Annotated in this window: 24 protein-coding genes; 9 read left to right on the forward strand and 15 right to left on the reverse strand. The window is 46.0% G+C overall.

Translation table 11 applies throughout. From position 1 onward, the window contains the following. Nucleotides 1–257: 257 nt before the first annotated feature. From Q0882_RS01455 to Q0882_RS01470, 4 genes are all read left to right on the forward strand, one after another. Nucleotides 258–1,271: an amino acid ABC transporter substrate-binding protein gene (locus Q0882_RS01455; RefSeq protein ID WP_299177023.1), complete on the forward strand. Its 1,014-nt coding sequence runs from the start codon at nucleotides 258–260 to the stop codon at nucleotides 1,269–1,271. 74 nt (nucleotides 1,272–1,345) lie between these two features. After that, complete coding sequence (locus tag Q0882_RS01460; RefSeq protein ID WP_299177026.1) at nucleotides 1,346–2,527, forward strand: amino acid ABC transporter permease; 1,182 nt, start codon at nucleotides 1,346–1,348, stop codon at nucleotides 2,525–2,527. Nucleotides 2,528–2,542: 15 nt separating this feature from the next. After that, nucleotides 2,543–3,643: an amino acid ABC transporter permease gene (locus Q0882_RS01465; RefSeq protein WP_299177029.1), complete on the forward strand. Its 1,101-nt coding sequence runs from the start codon at nucleotides 2,543–2,545 to the stop codon at nucleotides 3,641–3,643. A gap of 12 nt (nucleotides 3,644–3,655) precedes the next feature. Then, complete coding sequence (locus tag Q0882_RS01470) at nucleotides 3,656–4,426, forward strand: amino acid ABC transporter ATP-binding protein (RefSeq protein ID WP_299177032.1); 771 nt, start codon at nucleotides 3,656–3,658, stop codon at nucleotides 4,424–4,426. A 71-nt stretch (nucleotides 4,427–4,497) separates the two neighbouring features. On the opposite strand, the gene Q0882_RS01475 is transcribed toward Q0882_RS01470, so the two are convergent. Beyond that, nucleotides 4,498–5,181 (reverse strand): glutathione S-transferase family protein, encoded by a 684-nt coding sequence (locus Q0882_RS01475; protein ID WP_299177034.1) that lies wholly within the window; start codon nucleotides 5,179–5,181, stop codon nucleotides 4,498–4,500. 78 nt (nucleotides 5,182–5,259) lie between these two features. Between Q0882_RS01475 and Q0882_RS01480 the strand changes: the two genes are divergently transcribed. After that, a complete protein-coding gene (locus tag Q0882_RS01480; RefSeq protein WP_299177037.1) occupies nucleotides 5,260–6,132 on the forward strand; it encodes a LysR substrate-binding domain-containing protein in 873 nt (290 codons plus the stop codon). On the opposite strand, the gene Q0882_RS01485 is transcribed toward Q0882_RS01480, so the two are convergent. The 4 genes from Q0882_RS01485 to prmB form a co-directional block, all read right to left on the reverse strand. Further along, the gene (locus tag Q0882_RS01485; RefSeq protein ID WP_299177040.1) at nucleotides 6,104–6,820 is read right to left on the reverse strand and encodes a lytic transglycosylase domain-containing protein; all 717 of its coding nucleotides are present in this window, start codon (nucleotides 6,818–6,820) and stop codon (nucleotides 6,104–6,106) included. The two genes, Q0882_RS01480 and Q0882_RS01485, sit on opposite strands and share 29 nt — an antisense overlap. A 56-nt stretch (nucleotides 6,821–6,876) precedes the next feature. After that, nucleotides 6,877–8,136: a threonine/serine exporter family protein gene (locus Q0882_RS01490; protein WP_299177043.1), complete on the reverse strand. Its 1,260-nt coding sequence runs from the start codon at nucleotides 8,134–8,136 to the stop codon at nucleotides 6,877–6,879. Between the two features lie 88 nt (nucleotides 8,137–8,224). Further along, nucleotides 8,225–9,316 carry a chorismate synthase gene (gene aroC, locus Q0882_RS01495; protein ID WP_299177046.1) on the reverse strand — a complete coding sequence of 364 codons (1,092 nt, stop codon included), beginning with the start codon at nucleotides 9,314–9,316 and terminating at the stop codon, nucleotides 8,225–8,227. A gap of 43 nt (nucleotides 9,317–9,359) precedes the next feature. Continuing rightward, the gene (gene prmB, locus Q0882_RS01500; protein WP_299177049.1) at nucleotides 9,360–10,289 is read right to left on the reverse strand and encodes a 50S ribosomal protein L3 N(5)-glutamine methyltransferase; all 930 of its coding nucleotides are present in this window, start codon (nucleotides 10,287–10,289) and stop codon (nucleotides 9,360–9,362) included. A gap of 65 nt (nucleotides 10,290–10,354) precedes the next feature. Between prmB and Q0882_RS01505 the strand changes: the two genes are divergently transcribed. Next, the gene (locus Q0882_RS01505; RefSeq protein ID WP_299177052.1) at nucleotides 10,355–10,909 is read left to right on the forward strand and encodes a Smr/MutS family protein; all 555 of its coding nucleotides are present in this window, start codon (nucleotides 10,355–10,357) and stop codon (nucleotides 10,907–10,909) included. A 12-nt stretch (nucleotides 10,910–10,921) separates the two neighbouring features. Here Q0882_RS01505 and Q0882_RS01510 read toward each other — a convergent pair whose 3' ends face one another. From Q0882_RS01510 to Q0882_RS01520, 3 genes are read right to left on the reverse strand one after another with little or no spacing between them, the layout of a single operon-like run. Then, a complete protein-coding gene (locus Q0882_RS01510) occupies nucleotides 10,922–11,812 on the reverse strand; it encodes a patatin-like phospholipase family protein (protein ID WP_299177054.1) in 891 nt (296 codons plus the stop codon). A gap of 18 nt (nucleotides 11,813–11,830) precedes the next feature. Then, complete coding sequence (locus tag Q0882_RS01515; protein WP_299177057.1) at nucleotides 11,831–12,655, reverse strand: DUF4892 domain-containing protein; 825 nt, start codon at nucleotides 12,653–12,655, stop codon at nucleotides 11,831–11,833. Between the two features lie 24 nt (nucleotides 12,656–12,679). Next, nucleotides 12,680–13,525 carry an alpha/beta fold hydrolase gene (locus tag Q0882_RS01520; protein ID WP_299177060.1) on the reverse strand — a complete coding sequence of 282 codons (846 nt, stop codon included), beginning with the start codon at nucleotides 13,523–13,525 and terminating at the stop codon, nucleotides 12,680–12,682. Nucleotides 13,526–13,627: 102 nt separating this feature from the next. Here Q0882_RS01520 and Q0882_RS01525 point away from each other — a divergent pair, with 102 nt between their 5' ends. Continuing rightward, nucleotides 13,628–15,469, forward strand: a complete 1,842-nt coding sequence (locus Q0882_RS01525) for a PglL family O-oligosaccharyltransferase (RefSeq protein ID WP_299177062.1) — start codon at nucleotides 13,628–13,630, stop codon at nucleotides 15,467–15,469. On the opposite strand, the gene sixA is transcribed toward Q0882_RS01525, so the two are convergent. Genes sixA through dinG form a run of 5 tightly spaced genes read right to left on the reverse strand, consistent with a single transcriptional unit; the run spans nucleotide 15,393 to nucleotide 20,696 of the window. Further along, nucleotides 15,393–15,845 carry a phosphohistidine phosphatase SixA gene (gene sixA, locus Q0882_RS01530; RefSeq protein ID WP_299177064.1) on the reverse strand — a complete coding sequence of 151 codons (453 nt, stop codon included), beginning with the start codon at nucleotides 15,843–15,845 and terminating at the stop codon, nucleotides 15,393–15,395. The two genes, Q0882_RS01525 and sixA, sit on opposite strands and share 77 nt — an antisense overlap. Continuing rightward, nucleotides 15,842–16,873 (reverse strand): NAD(P)H-dependent glycerol-3-phosphate dehydrogenase, encoded by a 1,032-nt coding sequence (locus Q0882_RS01535; protein ID WP_299177067.1) that lies wholly within the window; start codon nucleotides 16,871–16,873, stop codon nucleotides 15,842–15,844. Before Q0882_RS01535 ends, sixA begins: the two co-directional genes overlap by 4 nt. 25 nt (nucleotides 16,874–16,898) lie before the next feature. Beyond that, nucleotides 16,899–17,123 carry a hypothetical protein gene (locus tag Q0882_RS01540; protein ID WP_299177069.1) on the reverse strand — a complete coding sequence of 75 codons (225 nt, stop codon included), beginning with the start codon at nucleotides 17,121–17,123 and terminating at the stop codon, nucleotides 16,899–16,901. Beyond that, nucleotides 17,095–18,540 carry an ATP-dependent RNA helicase RhlB gene (rhlB, locus tag Q0882_RS01545; RefSeq protein WP_299177421.1) on the reverse strand — a complete coding sequence of 482 codons (1,446 nt, stop codon included), beginning with the start codon at nucleotides 18,538–18,540 and terminating at the stop codon, nucleotides 17,095–17,097. The genes Q0882_RS01540 and rhlB overlap by 29 nt, the downstream gene beginning before the upstream one ends. A gap of 32 nt (nucleotides 18,541–18,572) precedes the next feature. Further along, nucleotides 18,573–20,696: an ATP-dependent DNA helicase DinG gene (gene dinG, locus Q0882_RS01550; protein WP_299177072.1), complete on the reverse strand. Its 2,124-nt coding sequence runs from the start codon at nucleotides 20,694–20,696 to the stop codon at nucleotides 18,573–18,575. Nucleotides 20,697–20,840: 144 nt separating this feature from the next. Between dinG and lexA the strand changes: the two genes are divergently transcribed. Further along, nucleotides 20,841–21,446: a transcriptional repressor LexA gene (lexA, locus tag Q0882_RS01555; protein WP_299177424.1), complete on the forward strand. Its 606-nt coding sequence runs from the start codon at nucleotides 20,841–20,843 to the stop codon at nucleotides 21,444–21,446. Between the two features lie 2 nt (nucleotides 21,447–21,448). Continuing rightward, the gene (locus Q0882_RS01560; protein WP_299177074.1) at nucleotides 21,449–21,910 is read left to right on the forward strand and encodes a SulA-like leucine-rich domain-containing protein; all 462 of its coding nucleotides are present in this window, start codon (nucleotides 21,449–21,451) and stop codon (nucleotides 21,908–21,910) included. A 33-nt stretch (nucleotides 21,911–21,943) separates the two neighbouring features. Here Q0882_RS01560 and Q0882_RS01565 read toward each other — a convergent pair whose 3' ends face one another. Beyond that, nucleotides 21,944–22,204 (reverse strand): hypothetical protein, encoded by a 261-nt coding sequence (locus Q0882_RS01565; RefSeq protein ID WP_299177076.1) that lies wholly within the window; start codon nucleotides 22,202–22,204, stop codon nucleotides 21,944–21,946. A gap of 4 nt (nucleotides 22,205–22,208) precedes the next feature. Further along, complete coding sequence (locus Q0882_RS01570) at nucleotides 22,209–22,733, reverse strand: DUF6586 family protein (RefSeq protein WP_299177078.1); 525 nt, start codon at nucleotides 22,731–22,733, stop codon at nucleotides 22,209–22,211. Nucleotides 22,734–22,735: the final 2 nt, after the last annotated feature.

Genomic DNA, 22,735 nt, shown 5'->3' on the forward strand with positions numbered 1-22,735 from the left:
GAGCACTAGCACGGTGCAAAGAGCACTATATTCGTACACACCATATAAATATTAGGCATATCAAATATAACCCGCAAAGCCCATGACAAGGGCAACCCAGCCACATTCAAACTAAAGTCTAATTTCAACTGGCAGTTGGTATATATTCTGCTAGGTTTTCATGTAAGCAAGTTTTATTAATTCTGTTCATGATCATTAACAAAAATAACAACAGATTAATTTGGTGATTTCACCCCTTTATAAAACGGAGAAATGCAATGAAACGACTTACTTCTGTAATAGCTACCAGCTTGGCCTTAGGGCTCTCTTTTGGAGCTCAAGCGGGTACCCTGGACGATGTGCAAAAAAGAGGGAACGTATCCTGCGGTGTCAGTACCGGTTTAGCTGGTTTCTCACAGAAAGATGAGAACGGTACCTGGAGTGGCCTAGACGTTGATGTGTGCCGTGCGGTTGCCGCTGCCGTATTGGGTGATGCCAGCAAAGTTCAGTATAAGCCCCTCACAGCAAAAGAGCGCTTTACCGCGTTACAATCCGGTGAGATCGACATACTCTCACGTAACACCACCTGGACTCACACTCGTGATACTTCACTGGGCCTGAACTTCGCCGGCGTGAACTACTACGATGGTCAAGGCTTCATGGTGTCGAAAGATCTGGGCGTTAAGAGCGCGTTGGAACTTGACGGTGCTGCGGTCTGTATTCAAGCAGGAACCACTACGGAGTTAAACCTCGCGGACTACTTCCGAGCAAATGGTATCACCTACAACGCGATCACCTTTGATACCTCTGATCAGACACGTGCAGGTTTCGAGAGCGGACGCTGTGATGTACTCACATCCGATCAATCTCAACTTTACGCTCTGCGTATCGGTTTACAGAACCCCTCTGCCGCGATGGTACTTCCAGAGGTCATCTCAAAAGAGCCTTTGGGCCCTGTGGTCAGACAGGGTGATGATGCCTGGTTTAACGTAGTACGCTGGTCACTGATGGCGATGGTAGAAGCTGAATTCTTAGGCATCGATAGTAAAAACGCTGATAAGGCCAAAGCCGAAGGCAAACCTGCGCAAAAACGCCTGATGGGCGTTGACAGTGATGCGGGGCAAAAAATGGGTATTCCTACTGAATGGGCTTACAACATCGTTACCCAAGTGGGTAATTATGGTGAGAGCTTCGAGCGAAATGTGGGTCAGGATTCCCCTCTCAAAATAGCCCGTGGTCTGAACGCCCAATGGAACAAGGGCGGCATCATGTACTCTTCTCCGGTACGTTAAGAAGGAACAGCAGAGGGACAATGATCGTCCCTCTGCTACTTTTAAACATAACCTTCTGAAGATAAGTGGATATTATGTCTGATCAGCCACAGGTGAAATCATCACCATCGTTCTTCAATAACCCGCGCAACAGGTCAATTATCTATCAGGCTCTCCTCCTTATAGGCCTGACGTATTTTTTCTATAGCATCGTCAGCAATACCCTGGCGAATTTGGAAGCCCGAGGCATTCAAAGCGGTTATGACTTCCTGTTTACGACCGCAGGTTTCGATATCTTGATGTCTCTGGTTCCATATGACGCTACGCACACCTATGGTAAAACATTCATCGTTGGGCTACTGAATACAATTCTAGTTTCAACCATCGGTATCATTTTATCGACCATGGTCGGTTTCATCATGGGGGTGGCACACTTTTCCCATAATCTACTGATCAGAAAACTGGCCGTAAGTTATGTTGAAACCTTCAGAAATATCCCTCTGCTTCTGCAGATTTTCTTCTGGTATTTTGCCGTCTTGGCAGCATTACCAAGTGCGCGGCAGAGCTTGAGTCTGGGTGAAGCGGTTTTTCTCAACGTGCGCGGACTTTACATCCCAGGCCTTAATGCAGAGAGCGGTGCCGGATTAGTCTACGCAGCATTTGCCATTGCGATCATATCGATTTTCCTACTAAGGCGCTGGGCGAAAAAACGACAAGATGAAACCGGCCAACAGTTCCCGGTATTCAGCACCAGTATTGCTATATTTATCGGTTTACCTCTGATCGCTCTCTTCGTTGCGGGTATCCCGTTCACTTGGGACTTCCCAGTACTCAAAGGCTTTAATTTCCGAGGTGGCATTACCATCATCCCAGAACTCATGGCGTTAGCCCTGGCGTTAACAGTCTATACCGGGGCGTTCATTGCGGAAGCGGTCCGAGCCGGCGTACAGGCGGTTCCTCATGGTCAGACGGAAGCGGCTCGGAGTATTGGCTTGAAAGAGAGCAAGATCATGAAGCTAATCATTGTTCCGCAGGCGATGCGTGTCATCGTTCCCCTGCTAAACAGTGAGTATCAGAGCCTGGTTAAAAACTCCACCCTGGCGACTGCGATCGGCTACCCGGATCTGTTTACAGTATTTGTGGGCACCACTCTGAACCAGACAGGTCAGGCAATCGAAATCGTCTTTATGACTATGGCAGTCTATTTTGTTATCAACATGTCTATTTCGTTTGTGATGAATCGGTTCAACGCAAGCGTTTCACTCGCTGAACGATAAACGGATGTTACTGATATGAAAGAATTTAAACCATTACCAGATCAGCCAGCACCGAACGATGTCGTTGGACCCATTCATTGGATCAAGGAAAACCTGTTTTCAAGTCCACTGAACACCCTCGCTACCTTACTGATACTCGCATTTCTGGGCACGGTTATCCCCCCATTACTGGATTGGCTGATATTTTCAGCCAATTGGACAGGCACCAACCAATCAGCTTGTACCAATGAGGGAGCCTGTTGGGTATTTGTAATCGCCTGGTCGAAACAGTTTTTCTATGGAAGCTATCCTGCGGAAGAGCTATGGCGCATCAACGCCTGCTTAATCGCACTGGTTGCAATTATTATCGCTTCGTATCGCCTGCATAAAGATCTTAGAAACAAAGTCGCCATCCCCCTATTTCTGCTGCTTCCATTTATCTCAATCCTGATTTTAGACGGAAGCTGGATCGGCTTAGAGTATGTATCCACAGATTATTGGGGCGGTTTCTCACTCAACGTTCTTTTGGCTGCTGCGAGCATTATTGTTGCCTTTCCTCTTAGCTTTCTCTGGGCGCTGGGTAGACGTTCAGATATGCCTTTCATTAAAAGCGTCAGCATCATCCTGATCGAATTTTTCCGTGGTGTTCCTGTGCTCGCCCTGTTTTTTATGGGTTCAGTCATGTTGCCACTTTTCTTCCCAGAAGGTACCAATGTCGACAAGCTACTACGTGTCTGGATCGTTTTAACACTGTTTATGTCTGGCTATATGGCGGAGGTCTTCCGTGGCGGATTTCAGGCAGTACCGAACGGACAATACGAAGCCGCAGACTCTTTGGGTTTGGGGTTCTGGCAAAAAACGTTGCTGATTATTCTCCCCCAGGTCATCAAAATTTCCATGCCAAATATATTAGCCACTTTTGTAATGCTGTTTAAAAACACAACATTCCTGTTGATTATTGGTATTTTTGAGATGCTTAGCACAACCCAGACCGCACTGACCAACTCCAACTGGCTTGGAGGTCATTCCACAGAAGGCTATCTATTTGTTGCCATTGTATTCTGGATCTGCTGCTTCAGCATGTCACTGATCAGCTCCTCAATAGAACGTAAACTCGACACAAGCCATAAGAATTAAGAGGGTTTCCTTGTGAGTATCGAACATGAACAACGCATTGAAAACAACGATGACATCATCGTCATCAAGGATCTCAATAAATGGTATGGCGAGTTCCATGTTTTAAAAGATATCAACCTCCGGGTGAAGAAAGGCGAACGGATTGTTATCTGTGGCCCTTCAGGCTCAGGTAAGTCAACCATGACACGATGCATCAACCGACTTGAGGAGTTCCAGCGAGGCTCTCTCACCGTTAACGGTGTTGAGATGATTGAGGATGTTAAAAATATTGAGGCTATACGGCGTGAAGTCGGAATGGTATTCCAGCACTTTAACCTGTTCCCTCATCTGACTATTCTGGAAAATCTGACCCTTGGCCCGATTTGGGTACAGAAAAAACCCAAACGAGAAGCTGAAGAGATCGCTATGAAATATCTGGAACGCGTCAAAATTCCAGATCAGGCTAGTAAATTCCCTGGACAACTCTCCGGTGGTCAGCAACAACGTGTAGCCATCGCCCGCTCCCTGTGCATGAACCCTGAAATCATGCTGTTTGACGAGCCCACCTCTGCACTCGATCCAGAAATGATCAAAGAGGTGCTGGATGTGATGATTGAACTGGCTGAAGAGGGGATGACCATGCTCTGTGTCACACACGAGATGGGGTTTGCAAAAAAGGTTGCCGACAGGGTGATCTTCATGGATGCCGGAGAAATTGTTGAACAGAACACACCTGAAGAGATCTTTAACAACCCACAAACGGATCGGTTACAACTCTTCCTCAGCCAGATTCTGGATCACTGAGCCAGCTAACGATTTCCAGCGACCAAAAGACGCTGCCACTGAGAATGGTAGCGTCTTTTTTTATCTGTCAATTATCGCGCTACACCTGCCTCATCCTCCGGTACGATTTCAGTCTCCTGCAGAGCATCATCAATCCACTCCTGAAGCGCGGGTAAGGATCGCATCTTTTTCATGTACTGCTGTGAAGGCTCGGATAACTCTACTCCATATGTCACGAATCTCAGCACCACGGGTGCAAAATAAACATCAGCAATCGTAAAACGACCGAAAAGCCAATCCCCATCCTGCTGATATTGAAGTATGAGTTGTTGCCATAGCTCATCAATCTTAAAAACATCCTGTTTAGCTTCATCACTGAGCTCAATCAAACGCAGTGCCCTGCAGTTCATAGGCATCTCGTTTCTTAAAGCGGTGTATCCTGAATGCATTTCACACACAACTGCACGAGCCAAAGCTCTGTCAGCTGCAGCAGATGGCCACCCTTCTCCTTTCAGATAGGTTTCATTGATATATTCACAGATCGCCAGTGAATCCCATACTCTGATCTCACCATCAACCAGCACAGGAACCTTCGCTGCTGGGCTGAGTTCTGAAATCTTCTGATAGAACGGGTCAGTAAACAGGCTCAGTTTGATCTCCTTAAATTCAAGGCCAAATGCTTTCAGCATCAACCATCCTCTGAGTGACCACGATGAGTAATTTTTATTGCCTATCAATAATTGCATCGAACAACCTCCTATTTCACTTCGTATCATTGTGGCCTCTTGCAATAAACAGGACTAACGAATAGTTTTGATAGATGCTATCAACATCGCTAATAGGTGAATGAGATCATGGACATAGATGCCTTACGGAGTTTTATAGCTTTTGTTGATACAGGGAGCTTCACGCGGGCTGCACGCCAAACATACCGCACGCAGAGTGCGATCAGTATGCAGATGAAAAAGCTGGAAGAGGAAACCGGGCAGGAACTCTTTAAAAAAGAGGGCCGAAATTTAACGTTGACAGACTCTGGCAGGGAGTTGGTCAGTTATGCCAGAAGAATTATTCACCTTCATGATGAAGCGCTCAGTCATTACGCTCGAAACAAACAACATTCCCCCCTCAGAATCGGCTGTCCTGATGATTATGCTGAATCGATACTAGCGGACTTCATTCAACTCGTCAGTGAACAACTCCCTGATCTGACTTACCAAATTCATTGTGACAGTAGTCGTCAATTGCGCTTAATGCTAGATGCAGGTGAAATTGATGCAGCCATTCTGACCCGCATGCCAGATGCTGATGAAGGCTACATACTTAAACATGATAAAGGTGTATGGGTTTCTCTGAGTGGCGCGACAATATTTAACCCCGAGCCCCTTCCTCTGATTCTTTATGAGCCAGACTGTAAATTTCATAGCACCGCAATCGATGGTTTAGAAAAAAAGGGGATCCCCTATCGGATTGTTGCCAGCAGCTCCAGTGCAACCGCAATTAAGCACCTCATCCGCCAGGGACTAGGAATCACCGCTATGGCAACATCTAGCGTTAACGCTGATCTGGAGATCATCAAGAACAGTCAGCTGCCAGCCCTTCCGGCAGTCGACATAGTACTTGCTATTGCCCCGATCTCCCATCCACTGTTTGGTATATCTGTCGCAGCACAATTGAGCGGTACGTTTTTCGAACAGAACGCTAAAGCTGCTTTGCGTAACGATCCTTAAGAATGGCAACTCGCTTTACGTAAGCTTGTGTTTCTTCGTAGGGCGGAATGCCGTTATATCGATTTACAGCCCCAGGACCGGCATTATACGCTGCCGTTGCCAGCGTAATATCTCCTGCATAGTGCCCAAGCAGTTTTGCCAGGTACTTTGTCCCACCTTCGATATTCTGATCAACATTAAGACTATCGATGACCCCCATATCCTTTGCCGTAGCGGGCATCAACTGCATCAATCCCTGAGCCCCTGCTCTTGATACTGCATCCGCTTTAAACGCGGATTCAGCGTGAATAACCGCCCTGACTAAGGCCTCATCTACCCCGTATTTATCCGCCATAATGCGTACTTGTGTCTTATACGCTTTGGTATTCAGAGGAGTTTTGTACCAATTCACTTGGGATGTAAGGCTACATGCGAAACAATCAAACCGTAGTACTGAAAAATCGACATCAATAGGACGCTGGTCTGAGAAGGTCAAAACCCCATCATCATTGCGATATTTGAAGACCTTTCTTGTCGAGATCATTTTTTGGTTGGTATAGTGTATTTTTCGCTGCTTGTCCGACAAATTGGTAAATTCAACCCTGCCATCAGGATGCACAATTCTGCGAATCTCACCCGCTTCTGACTGTTGAATTGGCAGCGCCATTACGACAGTGATAACCGCCAGCAGCTTTATTCCATACCCCATAACTTCTCCTGACCACTCAGCATATAGCGAAGTTTAGCAGCAATTCGAGTACAGGTTCACGCCTCTTTTGGAGGTAAAACCAGAGATGAAAATAGCAAACCAGTAACCAAAGCGATCGCAACAAAACTCATACTGAAAGCCGTATCAACGCCCTCAAGCACATTTTTTTCCACCAGCAAAGAGAGACTCTGAAATCCAACACTACCCGGCACCAAAAGAATAATGCCCGGCAAAAGCATCACACTTCGGGTGACGCCCGACAAGCGTTCAAAAATATTGGCCACTACACCTGTTACAAACGCCCCGATAAAAGCGCCCATCACCTGCCCAAAAAACTGCGCCCCATACCAGGTTGTCGCAAAAGCCACCAAACCACCAAGGATGACCCATGGAAGGTCCTTGGGACGACTCTGAAAAAGAAAACAGAGCCCAACACCCGCAAGAATAATAGCCGGCCATAACGCCCAATCAGGCAGATACCATTGAAGAGAGATACTCTCTGCCGGGAACAATGTCATCCCCAACGCATTACCGATCGCAACCCCAAAGCCGATCTGTAAAAAGATAGTGCCGGAATAGACCAACCGCGCTGTCCCCGAAACCATATTTTGTCGTGCCAGTTCAGCTACAGCTGTCGTTAGGGGTAATCCTGGAACTAATACGATGACTCCTGAGACTGTCGCAATGTAGGGAGAATCCAGCCAGCCCAGGCTTGCCACAAAATTCGCCAACAATGCAGAAATAATGGCTGATAAGGTCGGAAACAGAAATTTAAGGGAATCGGTTTTCAGAAACTTAACCGCGATCAGCCCAGTAAGCACGCCAATTAACAACGCAACAAGAATCTCAGGGACAGCCCCCCCCAGAAGATGGGCTATTCCGGCAGACAGCAGACCAAACCCTGCCATCTGCCCTTTGAGTCCAAAGCGAACCGGTGAATTAGAGATATCTTTCAGTTGTTTTGCTCCTTCAGAGACACTCAGACCTCCAGACATCACATCTTGTACAACGGTATTCACCTGAATCTGACGTTCAAGATTGACCTCCCCCTGTTCAACCCGGAAAACATAGGTTTTAGGTTCGGGCTCATCAGGGTGAGAAAAGCTCATAATCAGGTTGGTGGGTTGTGCCAGGCACTGAACACCAAAGCCGAGCGTCTGACCTACACGCTTCATCGTGCTTTCCAGTTCATATGCTGTCATACCATAGGTGTGTAGTGCCTTGGCAAGCCGCAACATGAACCCTACCGGCAGGGTTCTGGGTGGGAAATTGGGTTGTTTATCCAACGAATAATGATCAAGAAGATCAAATGACATGGCTATGCACCTGATGAAATAACAGCTATAAAAAAAGGATAAATTATCGCTAATTTATCCTTTCAAGGTCGTTCGGCGATAATCAGTATCAGGTAATAATCGGGACATCGCAGGTCACATCAGCATTTTGTGCCCGATCTCTTAACAGGTGATCCATCAGCACAATCGCCATCATCGCCTCTGCTATAGGCGTAGCACGGATACCAACACAGGGGTCATGGCGTCCTTTAGTGACAACCTCAATCTCCTCCCCCCGAGAATTAATACTACGACCCGGTAAGCGAAGGCTGGAGGTCGGTTTCAGCGCAATATGTGCAACAATATCCTGCCCTGTTGATATCCCTCCAAGGATTCCCCCTGCGTGATTTGACAGGAATCCATCCGGCGTCATCTCGTCACGATGTTCTGTCCCTTTCTGCGCAACACAGTCAAAACCGTCACCGATCTCAACCCCTTTTACCGCGTTGATACTCATCAGGGCATGCGCAAGATCCGCATCCAGTCTGTCAAAAATTGGCTCACCCAATCCTACAGGAGTACCCGTTGCTACGACGCTGATCTTAGCGCCAACCGAGTTACCCTCTTTTCTCAGCGCATCCATATAGTTTTCCATCTCTGGAACTGAGGCCGCATCCGGAGAGAAAAATGGGTTGTTGTGAACTTCATTCCAGTCAAAGTTTTCCAGATTAATCGCCACAGGGCCGAGCTGAGAGAGATAACCTTTAACTTCAATCCCCTTTGACGCCAGGAACTTCTTAGCAATAGCACCCGCCGCCACCCGCATTGCGGTTTCACGTGCAGAGGAGCGCCCGCCTCCGCGATAATCTCGGAAACCGTACTTATGGGTATAAACATAGTCCGCGTGTGCAGGCCTGAAGGTCTCTTCAATATTTGAGTAATCTTTTGAGCGCTGATCGGTATTCTTGATCAGTAAGCCGATCGGTGTTCCTGTGGTTTTACCCTCAAATACGCCGGATAAAATTTCAACCTCATCCGCTTCGCGTCGTTGAGTCGTATGGCGTGATGTACCCGGCTTCCGGCGATCCAGATCTATTTGCAGATCGGCTTCCGTTAACTCGATGCCGGGAGGACAACCATCGACAATACAACCCAACGCTTTACCATGGCTCTCACCAAACGTGGTTACCGTGAACAGCTTACCGTAACTATTTCCTGACATCGCAGTGATCCATCCAAAACTATCTAAGAATTCAGGGGCGGAATTATAGCAAACAATCCCGATGTTGGAGCAGTTCCTTCGCAGTAATCGCAAAGACGCCATTGCCCCCACGTTCAAATTCGAGCCATACCAGAGGAAGCTCTGGATATTGCTCCATCATATGCACCTCACTGTTACCCACTTCTACCACCAATAAGCCATCTTCATTTAGATGATTATTGGCTTCGAGTAAGATTCTCCGCGTAATATCAAGCCCATCCGCACCAGATCCCAGTGCCAATTCAGGTTCGTGATCATATTCCTGAGGCATTGATGCCAGATCAGACGCATCAACATAGGGAGGGTTACTAACGATAAGGTCGTATTTTCTACCGGATAGATTAGTAAACAGATCACTTTTGACGGCGACAACACGATCCGCCATCTCATGTTTGTGGATATTTATCTCAGCCACATCGATCGCATCCTGAGAGATATCAGCCAGATCAACCTCAGCTTCTTCAAATGCGTAGGCACATGCCAATCCGATGCAGCCGCTTCCCGTACATAGGTCCAGGATGTTCTCAACCGCCCCTTCTCGCAACCAGGGCACAAACTGGTTTTCAATCAACTCAGCGATAGGGGAGCGAGGAACCAGGACCCTCTCATCTACATAAAAGGGCAACTGACAGAACCAGGATTCATGTGTGATATATGGCAGCGGTTTACGCTGCACAGCTCTTTGTTCAATGAAGGAAAGCACGCTATGCTTTTCATCATCAGTCAGTCGTCCATCCAGCACTGCGGGATTCACATCCCACGGAAGATGAACAGCAGACAACACAAGTTGCGTCGCTTCATCCCATGCGTTATCAGTACCATGCCCAAAATAAACCTGATTTTTTCCAAACTGACTCATCGCGTAGCGAATGTAATCTCGCAGTGTATGTAGCTGATTCACAATAACATTTTGAGACGGGGCTTGATCACTCATACATTAAGGGCCGATAATTTGCTAAATTTATGGCGCCATCTTAATAAAACTCTCTCGGGAACACCATGAAAGACCGATACAACGGTGATAATGATGACATCTCATTTTCAGATGCAATGGAGGGTGTAACCCGCCATAGACATGATAAAGCCGATGTTGCACCCCTGACTGCAAAAAACACACACTCAATCTTCTATCGACGCCAAGCAGCAATGAAAGAGGATGAGAAAGTTATCGATGGGCTCTCTGATGAAGCGGTAGAGCTGGTTGAATCCGGCGAAGAACTTATTTTTGCAAACCCCGGAGTACAACTGAGAGTGCTGAAAAAGTTAAAACAGGGACATATTCCCTGGGAACAGGGGATCGATCTTCATGGATACACTGTGGATCAGGCAAGGGACCAACTGAGTCACTTCATCAGCGATGCTCTCCGCAACCAGGCTCGCTGCGTTATTGTTGTTCATGGTAAGGCTCACTCATCCGGAAGCGAGCAAGCATTGATTAAATCATATGTGAATGAGTGGCTGAAGCGCCTGAGGGGTGTTTTAGCTTTCTGCTCGGCACAGGCTAAAGATGGAGGCACCGGAGCACTTTACGTGTTGTTGAAGCGCGAGAAATAACAGGAGATCATCTTAATTAATAGGATCGCCTTTTTCGAGCGCTTCCAGTTTTTCTCGTGCCGCTAACCGTCCATACTCAATCGTTTCTTCAGCACGATGGAAATCATAAAAGCTACACAGATCTTTAGGGATACGTATAACCAGATCGGGCGGGTATCCAGCAATCTTATATTCGGCCAGGCTGGCCTGCATCACCTCAACAGAGTTCAAGAGAATATCCATACGGCCACCAATTTCACTTGATTTTGTGACAGCCACTTCTTCTTGATTATGACCTGTCTCCGGCATGTGCCACTCATCACTCATGCCGCTGCGCTTGAGGTATTTATTACTTGGTAAGGTCAGGTGGCTGTGACTGGAATCCCCAGTATTCAGATCGACGGCGATAATCAAGTCAGCCTGAGCTGCCACAGCGGGAATAATAGGTAATGGATTCAGGACACCTCCATCGACCAGAACCCGCCCCTCTTTAATGACAGGAGTAAATAACCCGGGTACCGACACAGATGCACGAATAGCATCTATCAGAGATCCTTTCTGGAACCAAACCTCTTTTTGGTGTGCGATATCAGCAGATACTGCCGTAAAGTCGACCGCCAGCTCCTCGATATTGATCTCACCTAATATTTCAGAGAGTTTAATGAAAATTTTATCACCGCGGATCGCCCCTCGGGATAATGTAAAATCAAGCAACCGGACCACTTTCATCCAGTTCAGTGTCAGTACCCAGTCACGGTAATCAGCTAACTTACCCGCCGCGTACATGCCCCCAATTAAGGCTCCCATAGAGCTACCTGAAACAGCGATAATCTCATAGCCTCGGCGCTTTATCTCCTCAATAGCACCTATATGAGCATATCCTCTGGCCCCACCACTTCCCAACACCAGTGATACTGTTGCCATAACGCCTCCTGCCCTTAGCTAATCACTATATATGAAAACAGATTCAGCCTGCTGTGGGTTCATCACAAAGCCTCCCAAGGGGTAGACTCTGATTAATTCTGGCGTAACTCCTATTTCGATAAGGCGCTGCTTGATCAACCGTCCCTGTTCAGCAGAGCGTTTTAACTGCTCCTCTCTTGTTCCTGGTTCACCATTTTGAGGCACGATCCAGATAACTTTGTCAGGATTCTTTGCAAGAAAACTGACTAACTGATCAAAGTCCTCTGCCTGCCCCTTAAATTCAGCTGCAATTCCTTGCCCCAAGGCTGTTGGAAGATCTATTTGCTCAACCTCCAGTACTTCTAGCCGTAGATATACCCGCTTATTCCCTCTTCGCACAGCGTAAATAATTATGTTTTGGTTACCTAATTTATAAACCGCATAGCTCTGCGTACTATCTACACCATAGAGTCTGGAGTATTTAAAGATATTATTGGCCCACTGGTTACTACTACCGCAATCCCGTCCAAAGCACTCAAACAAGATATCTGCGCCTTGAGTTTCGAGTTGCTCAACCAGATAACGGAAAGATTCCTTTGCACTGTGGTTTTCAGGAATACGATATGTCATACGAGTCAACGTTCCATCTAACCGCTGCTCTTTCTCAGGCCTGAGTTGACCATCAATTTTCTGCAAGCCACCCAGAATAAGCCTGTAGTCACTTCCTTTTTCTTGTTTAAACTGGACGATATATGAGCCAGGAAAGCGTTTCAGGTTCGGAAAGTCTTTCGCGCCTGAGATATCGGATGCAGCATGAACACGGATTGCAACTAAGACAATCATCACGATCCATAATGCTCTCATATATGATCCCCTCTAAAACCTATTTTAAACCCAGTCATTTAATTTTTGAGCCAGTAGCGCCGCAATGGGTTCAAACATGTGCAAATGGTGGCTACCTTCAATTTCTACGAGATCAACCCAATCCAGATCATCTAACCAACGATCAATAACTGTATCTGCGGCTCCATCAGACGCTTTTATAACTATAGCTTCTGATCTCACAGATCTAAGAAATGAACTGATCTGATCTGGACTAAAACGTACCAACGAAGGCAGTAATAGTTTTGGATCATTACTCCAGATATACCCTTTTTCTGTCTTAGTTAAGCCACGCTCAAGAAGCGCCTCTGCCGCTTCACGGGGTACAGGCCATCGGCTATTCATACGCGCCGTAACGGCCGATTCAAATGAAGGGTAAGGTTTGAGAGCCTTAGCTGCCATTCGATCCCTTCTGACTATAGCTTCAGCAAGCAGACCTGGCAGTTCTTCAGTCTCATAAGCCAACGGACCGAGCCCATCAATCAACATCATTCGCCCTACTTTTTCAGGAAAAGTAGCAGCAAAGAGCATCGCTATGCTCGCTCCCATCGAATGCCCGACCAGATCAACTTTCTCAAGATTAAGTGCCTGCATCACGCTATGCAAATCAGCAACGTTATCCCAAATATGGTAGGGCATCAGTTGAGGACGATGGTCAGAACGACCATGACCTATGAGGTCGAGAGCAATTAAACGGACACCCTGCAAGTGCTTAGCCATAACAAAGAAACTAGCAGCATTATCCAGCCATCCATGTAAAGCAAGAACAGGCTTACCGCGCGGATCACCATATTCCACAGCAACAACCTGATAGCCAGAGGCGCTGATTACGATCTCATGATTAGAAGACATCTCTAACAATTATTCCCGTTCACTTGAATTCACTAGGTACTATAACCAGAAATTCGGTTAAGATCTTGTTTTGACAAGCAAAGCCTACGGAATAGATATGCCATGACATTACAACTGAAACTAGAAAAGGACTCTTCGCTACAAAAACCTCAGAAGCTTTTTTTTGTTCTGTTCGGCATACTTTTTCTACTGGCTCCCTTCTATTACCAACCCAACCTTGGTGGTGAGGGGTTGTATATACCTCACAACACTTCTCTCTGGATCGTTGCCAGCTGGATTATCGCAGCGGCTAGCTTTCTGGTTTACCGAACAGAGGAGATTATTCTTCCCAGATATTGGTTTGGATTAGCGCTACTGCCCATCGGGGCAGTAATTACGGGACTCATTGCTGAAAACAACAATCCAATTGAGTGGTTAGTTAGGTTGTCCGTTATTATTGGCGGCTATCTGTTTTTTATCGCTCTATTTCAATTCCGGCTCACATCACGGCATGTTGAGCGGTCACTCTACATAATACTGGCCTCAGGTATTATTTTAGCCACCTATGGTTGCATACAGATTGTTATTGGCGGACAAAATATTGGATTTGTTCCTATCAGCCCGAACCATATCCCAGTAGGGATCTTCCAACAAATTAACCTCCAAGCCTCAGCTATGGCGACTCTGTTGGTACTGGTTTACTACCTCGTAAGTCGCCCGACTGTCAGATCTATGGGCTGGATAGTGCAATTAACACTGTTGATTGCTGCGACAGTTGCAAGCTATATGATTGCTATTTCTGGTTCTAGAGTCGGGCTTTTAGGTGCCAGTTTAGGGCTGTTCATCTTGTTTTTAGGTCGCTGGAAACTCTTCCAACATGCAAAGAAATTACTGATACTCGTCATTATCGCAACAATCGCTGGCGGCTTATTGGGAAGCTCGGGATTAGCTAAAACTAGCGCCAAATTTGATCGCGCAATAGGTGGGGTGGAAGCTGATATTCGTTGGAAGGTTTATTCGATATCCTGGGAACTTTTTACTGAAAAACCGCTTATCGGGCATGGATTAGGTAGTTTCCAGAAAGTATTTCAAGATAAGCGTGCAGAAAAGCAGGTCAATAATGAATTAAGTTTGGGTAATGCCCCAAGATTCAGCCATCCACATAATGAATTCATACACTGGTTAGTTGAAGGCGGACTACTGTCTGTAATAGGGGTAATAGCAGCGATCATCATCACTTTTATACAACTATCTAAAGATGGGTGGCAAAGAGGTGCAGGCTACGCCTCATTACTCCTGCCAATCGCACTCCATTCCCAAGTAGAGCTTCCTTTTTATATCTCCAACTTCCATTGGCTCCTACTTCTGTTCCTTCTATTTATCGTGAACCAAGCCGGAAAGCTTAAGTATTCTACCAACTCAATCTCTGAAAGCGCTCAGAAAACACTACCGATTTCTATAGCAATTACGCTGATCTTCACGACCTTTCTTCTCGTAAGGGATCACACCGCATATGCTGGAATTGTAAATTATTACAAATCTCGACAATCTGCTCCACAGCACCTTACTACAGGTCTTAATTCCATCTATTTTTACGATCAGGCAACCTATCTTCGCCTGAAGCGCAATATGATGGTGGGTATCAGAAAGGGAGATTCACAAAATGCGCTTGAGTTTTTAGCCTGGTCTGAATATATGTTAAAAATCAGTCCGCAGCTTAACCTATATGCTGACAGGGCGATTGCATTTGATTTCCTTCAAGAAAAGGAATCCCGAGATAAAGAGATACGCATAGGGGAAAGTATTTACTTAAATCATCCCATGATTATCAAATTGAAAAAGCACTTTGAAACAAAAGATGGGCAATCAAACAACACAACACCCTCAATCAATAGCGAGAAACAGCAATCCCAAGCCCAGACACCGGCCAGTCTGCCTGAATCTCAACAATCTCCCCGCAACTGAAGGATGCGGGGTAATCAACCACTCCATGGCAACAGAGGGCTTCTACATAAGAGATAAGTGGCATATGAGTCACTACCAGTGGAGTCTGTTCGGTAAAGTTTTCTAATGATGCCAGAGCAGACTCCGGCTTACCTTCAGGAATCCATTCATCCAACTCAACAAATTGATGACATTCAATCAGCCGTCCAACAATGGATGCCGTCTCTTTCGCCCTCACATATGGGCTGTGTAATATTATATCTACCTCAGAAAGCTGCTTCGCTATCTGATTTATCTTAATATCTAATGCGGCCCGGCCTCTGACTGTTAATTGACGCTGTTTATCTGAATCAGCAAAAAGTTCAGCCTCACCATGACGCATCAGAAAAAATTTCATACACCCTCTTTTCTCGGAAGTACGAACTCTACATCAGTACTCTGTTCATTCATCATGAGCATTTTGACTACATCCGCGACTGGGGCATGATTAAAAACCACCTCATATAAGCCTGATACCAGCGGCATATACACTTCCATTTCAGCAGCCTTTTCCTTTACATGCTTTATCGTGTTCACCCCCTCTGCAACCTGCCCTAGAGCCTCTACAGCCTCTTCCAGGCTTTTTCCTTCACCCAAAGCATAACCAACCCGATAATTCCGGCTCAAAGGGGACATACAGGTCACAATCAGGTCTCCAACGCCTGCCAGGCCAATAAATGTCATCGGGTTTGCGCCCATGCAGACCGCAAAACGACTCATCTCGGCAAGACTACGTGTCATCAACATGCTTTTAGTGTTTTCACCCATCCCCAATGCTGCACTCAGACCTGCAGCGATCGCGTAGATATTCTTCAGCGTCCCCCCCAACTCGACTCCATATGTGTCTGAACTGGCATATACCCTGAAATAAGCTGAGTGCAGAATAGATTGAACCGAATCTCGTAACGACTGACAATCACTCGCGATGACGGTTGCTGTCAATTGCCTTGCTGCTACCTCTTTCGCAAGATTAGGGCCGCTAAGCACACCTACGCGAGCGTCAGGCAACTCCTCATGAATAATTTCACTCATCAAACTAAAGGTATGAGCTTCAATTCCTTTCGTCGTACTAATAATCATTTGATCTGTACTCAGAAAGGGTTTTGCCATCTGTATCACATTGCGGAAAGATTGACTTGGTATTGAGACGAACACCATCTCAACTCCTTCAAGCGCCTCCTTCAGTGAACTGTAGGCAGTTAAGTTTTCAGATAGCTGATAACCTGGCAGGTACTTTGAGTTTTCATGCGCTTGATTTATCAGATCGCAACGCTGCTGATCACGAAGCCACAAACTAACTTCATGACCATTTTCAGCAACGATATTAGCGACTACCGTCCCAAAACTACCGCCGCCCAGTACTGCGACTTTTCGTTTTGCGTTCATATTGCCTTTTTACTTCCGCATTAAACTAATTAGCTGAATCATCCAAGCTATCAAGAAGCTTATTAATCCCCTTGAACAGCAGTATGACGATTAGATAACCTAAAATTGCCAGCCCGAGAAAAAGCACAAGCTGTAAAGGATCATCAGTACGCTGATAACCTGCCACCCCCAGTGCAGCAATTACTGCACTAAAGACAATAGCAACAATTGTGGCCAGCCGTTTAGTTTTGTGTCTGTCCTGCTGAATCATCCTGTTCCCGTTGTGGTGTTACTTGTTCGCTTTGTTGACTTTCATTTTCAACGGCTACCGATTTCACAACAGTCTCGCCGTTATTTAGTTCTGTAGTTTCAGGTGCACTATCTCTATGTGGTTGTGGTTCCTGAAGTAGTTCAGACTCTGGGTGGACGCACTCTAATTTAACCCCTGTTTCTGCTTCGATCTCAGGGATAAGAAACGAATCATCTTCACAAGCAAAACAGATTGATGCCCCAGACGCACCAGCCCTGCCTGTTCGCCCGATACGATGAACATAATCATCAGGGTCTTCAGGTAACTGATAGTTAAATACATGCGTCACACCATCAATGTGGATACCACGGCCAGCAACGTCAGTCGCTACCAGTACCTGGATTTTCCCACTACGGAAATCCTCGAGTGTCCGAACACGTTTCTGCTGAGGGATTTCGCCCGACATCAGTGCGGCTTTGATACCATCTTTGCTCAACTGGTCAGCTAGCTTTCGGGTTTCATCACGTCGGTTACAGAATACAATGACCTTTTCTGCATGATCCTTATCCATATAATTCCGGAGCAAACGATACTTTTCATCCCCGGAAACCAGATAAACTGTTTGGGTTACGTTATCTGTAGTTTTAATCTCAGGAGCTATTTCGATTTTGACCGCATCTAAGGTCCACTGCTCCGCAAGATTAAGGATGTCATCAGTAAATGTCGCGCTATACAACAATGTCTGACGATCCGCCCCTTTTCGAGGCGTACTGCGTACAATTGTTCTGACATCCGGGATGAAACCCATGCTGAGCATCCGGTCGGCTTCATCCAGCACCAACACTTCAACATTCCACAGATCTACATCTTTACGATTCACAAAGTCGATAAGACGTCCTGGAGTAGCGACCAAAATATCTACAGGCTTTTTCTTAAGTTTCTGCCGCTGCTTATCGTAATCCATTCCACCGACGAGACTTACGATGTGAAGGTCGGTGTATTTGGCTAGTAATTTAGCATCTTCGCTGATCTGTAATGCCAGTTCACGAGTAGGTGCAACAATCAAAGCCCTGGGTTCACCCAGTCTCAACTTTTCATCCAGGGGAAAATCGATGAGGTCCGTAATAATACCTAACAAAAATGCCGCAGTTTTCCCTGTACCCGTCTGAGCTTTACCAATGATATCTTTGCCTTGGAGTGCCGCAGGAATAGTTTCTGCCTGAATGCCAGTACAGTATTGAAAATCCAGATCAGAGACAGCTCTTAGCACCTGATCAGGGAGATTAAAATCATGAAATCTAGCTTTTCCCTCCTTAACAGGAACGATAAACTCATCAGGATTCCATGCTTTACTTTTACCGCTACTACGCGATCGCCGGCGATGAGTTTGTTTTGAAGAACCAGACTTTGAGCTATCCGGCACACTTGCTTCTTTCATCACTTTATTTTCTGTACTCAATTGATCTATTCCTAAGAAAAATTTCGCCGATATGGCGGTAAAGCAGCTAGCAGCTGCTTGCCGTAGCGTTTGGTAACGAATCTGCGATCTAATAAGGTAATTTTACCCTTATCTGACTCCGTTCTCAGTAAACGCCCTGTAGCCTGAGTCAATCGCATAGAGGCCATGGGAACTACCCACTCCTCAAAGGAGTTTCGACCTTGAGATTCAAGCCATTCAGAATACGTGGCATCGACAGGATCATCAGGCACCCCAAATGGCAATTTAGTAATAATCACATGGGTTAAATACTTACCAGGAAGGTCAACACCCTCAGAGAAAGAGGCCAAACCAAAGATTACGCTCTGCTCATCATTGTCTATCCGCTCACGATGTAACCGCAAAATTTCATGTTTTGCCAGATCACCCTGAGCCAGAGTATTACCCATAATATTATCAGGCAAACGCTCAATAACATACCGCATCTGGCGCCAGGAGCTAAATAACACTAAAGCGGACTTTTCCTGAGGCAGGAGGGCCTGCAAGTATTCAGCTAACTCTGCGCTATGAAGATCTGGTTTTCCCGGATCTTCTCTCATCGCAGGCACACAAAGCTCGGCAACATGTTGGAAATCAAAAGGGCTTATATGAATGGAGCAAGGGCTGTCTGGAGGTAACCCGAGATCAGCATAGATCCTGTCAAACCGACCCAGGGCAGTTAAAGTTGCAGATGTAATCACTGCGCCGAAACATTGCTTCCAAAGATTTTCTTTCAAAGTATCAGCCGCTGAAACAGGACTGCTGTGGCACTCGATATCCATACCGTCACTACCGTCAACTCGACTCACCCAGCGCGCTGTGGGTGATCGCCCGGAATGATCTGGTATAGAGTAGCTTTTGGCTAACCCGTACATCATCTGGAGTCGTGATAACATCACGCCCATTTGAGGATACCATCTCTCCCCAATCTCTTTGGGTATATCAGCCAACTCTCCATCCATCCCCTCTTTCAGAAGATCGACAATCTGCTCAAACTTAAGGACCACACGCTCCGCAGCATGTGCGAAATTATGACTAACAAGCTGGAGCTCTTCAGGAATCACCCCATGGGCAAAACGATAACGATCTTGAGCACCAGAGAGTTTATCCGCGAGTAGCCCTTGTAGCAGAGTCTGCCAATCCTGTAGATTGCGTTCCATATCTGCAAGTGGGTTGGATAATTTATTGATGTAATCACCGAGCACTATATGTTCAGAGGAATCATTCAATAACTTATTCAGGTTACGCCCTGCCCGACTTAGCCATCGAAGACTGGATTTGAGCCGTAAACTGTAAGAAAAGTGCCCTGTGGTTTTTGTCCCCAGATGATGCCCTTCATCAAATATATAAATAGTATCTTCCGGGGCCGATAGAATCGTCCCGCCACCCAAAGAAAGATCTGCCAGTACCAAATCATGATTTGCTACGATCAGATCCCATTTATCGAGTTCCTGCCTGGCTTTATAAAATGGACAGATTGAAAAATTACTACAGCGGCGATTAGTACACTGCATGTGATCACTGGTAGATAAACGCCAAACCTGATCATTAACTGTGTGTTTAAGATCATCTCGGTCTCCGTCCCAATCCCCCGAAGCATAGTGACTTAACAGCGCTTTTACTTCTGCAAGTACTTCTTGATCAACTTTAGCCGCAACCTCATCTTCGTACAGTGCAATCTGACCAAGTTCATTTTGCGACTCAAGCGTCTTTTCCGCGCGCGAAACACAAAAATAACGGCCACGCCCCTTTGCAAGACCGTAAGTGAGATTGATACCTGCATCAGTCACTAATTGGGGAAGATCTTTTAGAATTAACTGCTCCTGAAGTGCAACCGTCGCTGTAGAAACGATCACCTTCTTTTTCTGCTGTTGCGCAACAGGCACTGATGCCAGCAGGTACGCCATGGTTTTTCCTGTACCTGTGCCCGCTTCCGTAACACAGATATGACCACTACGCTCTTCTCCAGACTGGAGATCAATATTTTTGATCGCCCCCAAAGTGCGCGCCACTTCAGCAATCATCATCTTTTGCCCATACCTGGCTTTAAGACCACGATTATTTAAAAACGCTGAATACGCTTCTTGGATAATTTTCCGGAGTTGTTGATCAATCAAAATTGCAATCCACCTTAGATTAGCTGGCGATTCTATCAGTTAATAGAAGGCAAAGACAAAAACACTGTATAAAAAAACAGAAGCCACTTTACAAATCACAACCACTGTATAAAAATACAAGTACTGTATAAACAACCAGACAACATCATGAAACTGACAAAACGACAGACGGAAGTCCTAGACTGCATCAAGCGTCATATTGGTGATACTGGGTATCCACCCACACGCGCTGATATAGCAAAAGATCTTGGTTTCAAATCAGCAAATGCTGCTGAAGAGCACCTTAAAGCCCTGGCTAAGAAAGGGGCAATAGAGATTATCCCCGGAACCTCAAGAGGGATAAGAATCCCTGAAATGGAAGAGGAGCAAGGTCTCCCTGTTGTTGGCCAGGTAGCAGCTGGTTCGCCAATACTGGCTCAGGAGCATGTTGAAGATCACTGCACCATTTCTTCAGATTTTTTTCACCCTAAAGCGGACTATCTATTACGAGTTAAAGGACTCAGCATGAAAGACGTAGGCATCATGGACGGTGACCTACTGGCAGTTCATCAATGCCAAACTGCAAAGGACGGGCAAATAGTCGTAGCGCGCCTTGACGATGAGGTAACAGTCAAGCGCTTTAAACAAGATGGAAACATTGTCTACCTAATCGCAGAAAATGAAGATTTTGATCCCATAATAGTGGACCTTAACGAGCAAGATATAGCGATTGAAGGATTAGGCGTCGGAGTTATTCGCAGAGGTAACTAGTTATGCTGGCATTGCAGGAAACACATTCATCGAACGCTGTTCAATATTCAACTGATGAATCTATATTTAAAATCAAAGCAAAGCCATCTGAAACATCACTTTCGGGCTCACTGACGGAAATTGTTGTACAGGATGAAAATTTCTCAAACATTCCGATGCTGATGCCCCTGCTAGCTCAACTCAGCAAAGATGATCGATGGTTTGTTTGGATTGCCCCACCTGTTCTGCTACCTAAGCAACTTCTTCTTGAAGCTGGGATCGACCTAAGCAAAGTAATTCTACTGAACCCCAACAGCAAACACAGTACATTCCAACTTGCCCAACAAGCATTAAGCACAGGAACAAGCCATGCTGTTGTGTCATGGCCAGGATATCTATCTGATTCTGAATATAATGATCTAGAATGCGCTGCTAAAACGGGACAAAGTCATGGAATCATCATCAGGCGCCGTGGAGACAGCTAAGCGCCTGATGAGTAGAAACAGAGAAGGGGGAGATCAATGGATTGTTGGTGGTAGCTCAGCTTCCTCTTTCTCATCTCCAGTGAGATCCAGTCCCGACTCAGCTACCATCTGAATTCCAGCTGTCAACATCACTCGTGCAACATCTAGGCATTGATCACTAAGTTTGGCCCTGAGCTCATCTGAAAAATTTACTCTGAGCATAGGTTCCCCATCACTATCGGCATGACGAATAGCTAATTCACCATCATCCAACTCAATGATTTCGAGTACCATCTCCGGGTTTAGATCTGACACTTAATTACCACTCCTGCATACCTTCACGAAGGCGATTGATCAGCTCTGAAAGGGATTCAAACCAGGCTTCATACTCTTTGATAATCTGCTCATCTTCTGCATGATCAGGATTCACCTGTAATACATGAATCTCTGAGACACTTGAGGTTTGAGTTATCGCTTCTTTTTTATCCGAACCATGCCAGCAGGCTTCATACGCAGCCATCATCTTATGCAGCCAACCAGAATCATCTGACTCAAGCACACTCAACTGCTTAAGCTCTGGACTTTCCACCCCGGTCCGATCAAGTTCAGCCGCCAGAGAGCGATAACCATCCAATGATTCAGTATCAACCTTATAGAGTTCCGCAACCTCGCGGAGAAAAGCGTCATATGCAGAGTTCAGGTGAAAAAGTACTGACTCATTATAAGATTCAATCAGCGCATGCTTATTCCAACTGGTATCACTCTGCGCCTGTTTCAATTGATCAAGATGTATGCGTGTAAAGCTTAACTTTTGGTTAGTCCGTGCCAAGTAAATGCCGCTCATGC

The sequence above is a fragment of the uncultured Neptuniibacter sp. genome (assembly GCF_947498015.1).
In the GTDB taxonomy this organism is placed as follows: domain Bacteria; phylum Pseudomonadota; class Gammaproteobacteria; order Pseudomonadales; family Balneatricaceae; genus Neptuniibacter.